The organism is Arhodomonas sp. KWT (assembly GCF_010993615.1).
This window is the reverse complement of sequence record NZ_WNXE01000214.1, coordinates 1-3,601: the sequence shown is the minus strand read 5'-3', so window position 1 is coordinate 3,601 and position 3,601 is coordinate 1. Positions and strand designations below refer to the sequence as shown.

Annotated in this window: 4 protein-coding genes; all 4 read left to right on the top strand. The window is 72.7% G+C overall.

All coding sequences use genetic code 11. From position 1 onward, the window contains the following. Positions 1–756: MlaD family protein (locus G7A99_RS16795; RefSeq protein WP_163142286.1), on the top strand; the 756-nt coding region annotated here is incomplete at its 5' end. Positions 757–764: 8 nt separating this feature from the next. Further along, positions 765–1,397, top strand: coding sequence for an ABC-type transport auxiliary lipoprotein family protein (locus tag G7A99_RS16790; RefSeq protein WP_163142284.1), 633 nt, complete (start codon positions 765–767; stop codon positions 1,395–1,397). A gap of 35 nt (positions 1,398–1,432) precedes the next feature. Continuing rightward, positions 1,433–2,587 (top strand): methionine aminotransferase, encoded by a 1,155-nt coding sequence (locus tag G7A99_RS16785; RefSeq protein ID WP_163142281.1) that lies wholly within the window; start codon positions 1,433–1,435, stop codon positions 2,585–2,587. After that, positions 2,575–3,366 carry an amidohydrolase gene (locus G7A99_RS16780; RefSeq protein ID WP_163142278.1) on the top strand — a complete coding sequence of 264 codons (792 nt, stop codon included), beginning with the start codon at positions 2,575–2,577 and terminating at the stop codon, positions 3,364–3,366. The genes G7A99_RS16785 and G7A99_RS16780 overlap by 13 nt, the downstream gene beginning before the upstream one ends. Positions 3,367–3,601 lie beyond the last annotated feature (235 nt).

Sequence of the window (3,601 nt, the reverse complement as noted above, 5' to 3'; positions counted from 1 at the left end):
ACCTACCGGGGCGTGGATGTCGGTCAGGTGCACGCCCTCGACATCGATCCCGAGCACCCGGAGCGGGTGCACGCCATCATCGCCCTGCGCTCGGACCTGCCGGTGCGCGAGGGGATCGCCGCCACGCTGAAGATGCGCGGGCTCACCGGCATCGCCTACCTCGACCTCGCCGGCGGCGATCCGGGCAACCCGCCGCTGGAGGCGGAGGCCGGGGAACGCTATCCCGTCATCCCCTATCACAAGTCCCTGCTCATGCGCCTGGACACGGCCGTCACCCAGGGCCTGGACACCCTCGACACCCTCAGCCAGCGGGTCGGGGAACTGCTCTCCCGGGACAACCGCGAGGCCGTGGACCGCAGCCTGGAGAACCTGGCGACGGTCTCCGAGCACCTCGCCGCCAACAGCGAGCGGCTCGACAGGATCATCGCCGACAGCGAGCGCCTGCTGGAGCGCGTCAACACCGGCGCCGAACGTATCGGCCCGGCCTTCGAGGCCGTGGAGGGCGCCGCCCACGCCATCCAGCGCACCGCCGAGTCGCTGTCACGCACCAGCGAGGAGATCGCCGAGCTCGGCAACACCGGCGAGAACGGCATGCGCCGGCTCAGCGAGACCACGCTGCCACGGGTGGATGCGCTGACCGGCGAGCTGCGCGAGCTCTCCCGGCGCATGGGCCGGCTCGTGGACAATCTCTCTGAAGACCCCCAGCAGGTCCTCTACGGCCGCCAGCGGCCCGAACCCGGCCCCGGTGAGGAGTAAAGCACATCATGCCCGCCACCCTGCGCACCGTCGCCGCCGCCTGCCTCGCCGCCCTCATGGTCTCGGGCTGTAGCGTGGTGCAGCGCCCGCAGACGCCGCCGCCCCGGACCCTCCAGCTGGTCGAGCCCGCGATGCTGGTGCCCGCGGAATCAGGTCCCCACGGCGTGCTGCTGGTCGAGCCCGCGGAGGCCCGGGCCGGCTACCGCGACACCGGCGTGGTCTACCGGGAGAAACCGCAGACCCTCGACTACTTCGCCACCGCCCGCTGGGCGGAGCCGCCGGCGGCACTGCTTGCCGACGCCGCCACCGACGCCCTCGCCGGCGCCGGCCTGTTCCACGCCGTGGTGGCCGGCCCCGCCAGCGTGAGCGCGGACTACCGCCTGCAGCTCGAGCTGCTGTACCTGGAGCAGGACTACCGCGACGGCATGCCCGGCAGTGCCCGCCTGGGCGTGCGTGCACGCCTGCTCGAGGGGGGACGAATCCTCGCGAGCCGGCAGTTCTCCGTGACCCGGATCGCGGAGGCGGCGGGACCGGTCCCCGCCGCGGAGGCCGCGGGCCGTGCCACCCGGGAATGGCTCACCCGGCTGACCCGCTTCGTCGCCGACACCCTGCCCGCCGCACGGGACGACACCGGCGGCTGAGCCGCCGCCACCGCCATCACCAGGGAGACGCCACCGTGTTCACGCCGCCACCGAGCAAGCTCCCGGACGTCGGGACCACCATCTTCGCCGTGATGTCCGCACGCGCCGCCGAGGCGGGCGCCATCAACCTCGCCCAGGGCTTCCCCGATTTCCCGCCCCCGCCGGGCCTGACCCATGCCATGGACGAGGCCATGCGCGACGGCCGCAACCAGTACGCGCCGCTCCACGGCCTGCCCGCCCTGCGCGAGGCAGTCGCCGAGCGTCTGGCCACCGCCCAGGGGGTGCGCCCGGACCCGGACCGGGAAATCACCGTGACCTCCGGCGCCACCGAGGCCCTGTTCGACGCGATCCAGGCGGTGGTCCGCCCCGGCGACGAGGTGGTGGTGCTCACCCCCGCCTACGACGCCTACGGTCCCGCGGTCACACTGGCCGGCGGCCGGGTGGTGCCGGTCTCCCTGCGCCGCGACGATTTCCGGCCGGACATCGACGCGCTACGGGAGGCGATCGGCCCGCGTACCCGGCTGGTCATTCTCAACAGCCCCCACAATCCCACCGGCGCGGTCTGGCCCCGAACCGACCTGGAGGCAATCGCCGCGCTGCTGGCGGACGGCGACACCATGGTCCTGAGCGACGAGGTCTACGAGCACATCGCCTTCACCGACGAGGGCCACGTCAGCGCCCTCGGCGTACCGGGTCTCGCCGAACGGGCATTCGTGGTCTCCTCGTTCGGCAAGACCTACCACTGCACCGGCTGGAAGGTCGGCTACTGCATCGCCCCGCCGGCGCTCACCACGGAGTTCCGCAAGGTCCACCAGTTCGTGACCTTCGCCACCCATACCCCGAGCCAGGCGGCCTTCGCGGCCTACATGCAGGCGGCGCCTCACCACGCCGACGAGCTCGCGGCGTTCTACCGCGACAAGCGCGACCGGCTGCTCGGCTGGCTGGCGGACAGCCGCCTCGCCACGACTCCGGGGTCAGGCACGTATTTCCAGCTGGTCGACTACTCCGCGGTGAGCGACGAGCCGGACACGGACTTCTGCGAGCGGCTGATCCGCGACGCGGGGGTCGCGGCGATCCCGCTGTCGCCGTTCTACGCCGATCCGCCGTCGGACCTGCGCCAGGTGCGGCTGTGCTTCGCCAAGCAGGATGCCACCCTGGACATGGCCGGGGAACGGCTATGCAGGCTCTGAGGGTCTCGCTGGTCCAGCCCGCCCTCGCCGACCGCGAGCCGGCGGCGAACCGGGCCACGCTGGAGCGGCTGACCGCCCCGCTCGCCGGGACCACGGACCTGGTCGTGCTCCCGGAGATGTTTGCCACCGGCTTCACCATGAACCCGGAACGCGACGCCGAGCCCGCCGACGGCGACTCGCTGGCGTGGATGCGCGCGCAGGCCCGGCACCTCGGCGCGGTGGTCACCGGTAGCCTCGCGATCCGCGAGGGGACGCACTACTTCAACCGCCTGTACTGGGTCGGCCCGGACGGCGGCGTCCGCCACTACGACAAACGCCACGGTTTCCGCATGGCCGGCGAGCACGAGCACTACAGCCCGGGCCGGGAGCGGCTGATCGTCGAGCTCGGCGACTGGCGGGTCTGCCCGCTGGTCTGCTACGACCTGCGCTTTCCGGTGTTCAGCCGCAACCGCGGCGACTACGACCTCCTTATTTACGTGGCCAACTGGCCGGCGGTGCGACGCACCAGCTGGCAGCGCCTGCTGCCCGCGCGGGCCATCGAGAACCTCGCACCGGTGATCGGCGTCAACCGCGTCGGTGCAGACGGCAACGGCCGGCACTATGCCGGCGAGAGCGTGGCCCTCGACTGGCTGGGCGAGCCGCTGGCGGACGCGGGCCGCGACGAGGAGGCCGTGACCAGCGCGACCCTCGACCCGGAGCGGCTGCAGCGCTTCCGCCGGCGCTTCCCGGCGCTGGACGACGCCGACCGGTTCATCCTCGACGACACGCCGCCGGGCTGAACCGGCGCCGACGGTGGCCGACGGTGGCCGCCGCAGGCGCCACGACGTACAATCGCCGCGACCTCGTCACGCAGGCTCCGCACCCTATGCCGCACGTCGTTGCAATGGCCGACAACGTCCAGCGCCTCGGCTTCTTCGCGCGCATGACTGACGGCCTGGACACGCTGGGCCTGACGCTGACCGTGATCGTCCCGCGCCCCGCGCTGGTCCGCGAGGGCCGGCGCCGCGGCATCGA